This is a genomic window from Caballeronia arationis (assembly GCF_001544975.2).
GTDB lineage: Bacteria > Pseudomonadota > Gammaproteobacteria > Burkholderiales > Burkholderiaceae > Caballeronia > Caballeronia arationis.
In genome coordinates, this window is the sequence record NZ_FCOG02000575.1 from 1 (window position 1) to 657 (window position 657).

At 57.5% G+C, this 657-nt stretch carries 1 protein-coding gene; it reads right to left on the reverse strand.

Annotation, left to right across the window (positions count from 1 at the left end; genetic code table 11):
* Positions 1-236: 236 nt before the first annotated feature.
* Positions 237-506 (reverse strand): type II toxin-antitoxin system ParD family antitoxin, encoded by a 270-nt coding sequence (locus tag AWB81_RS43940; protein ID WP_062644820.1) that lies wholly within the window; start codon positions 504-506, stop codon positions 237-239.
* Positions 507-657 lie beyond the last annotated feature (151 nt).

A 657-nucleotide genomic window follows, 5' to 3' on the forward strand; every position in this document is an offset into this window, starting at 1 on the left:
CGCCCTCGAACAGATATGCGATGATTGCGCGCTTGCGATAGTGCGTGACACGCAGTCCAGGCAAAAAGGTCATCCCGAGCAACCCCGCGTTCCTGCAAACGCCTGCAGCTTCATGCAGTAGTCAACAATTGCGTCGACGTATCGTTCGCCGGCGAGCGGTGCGCCGGCCTCCGCTATACGCTGTTCGAGTGCCTGGAGTTGCGCTAGCGCTTCCGGCGCAAACCGGACGCGCAAATTCATCCGCGGCCCACGCGGGACTTCTTCAGTTCCGCACGAACTTCGTCCGCCGATAGCGCTCGCTCAGGATTTGCGCGAAGCGCCTTGGCCGCCGGGACGACCTGTTCTCGCAGCCATGCCTCGATCGCGCGGTCTCGCTCGCGAAGAGCACGAAGCGCATCACGCAATACCTCACTGTCTGATGCATAGTCGCCGCAAGCAACCTTCTCCCGCACGAACTCAGCCATCTCGTTCGGTAACGTGATGCTCATTTGCTGCGTTGTTCGCATGGCAGCCTCCTTTCAGTAGGATTTAATCCTACTCATATCGGACGGCATTGGCAAGTCAGCGGAGGTGTCAAAGCAAAATTGAAATGTCGTACCGCCGGCTAAGTACAGATGTCGTGTTTTTGGTTGGTTGTGAAAGCTGTCTTCAACGGTT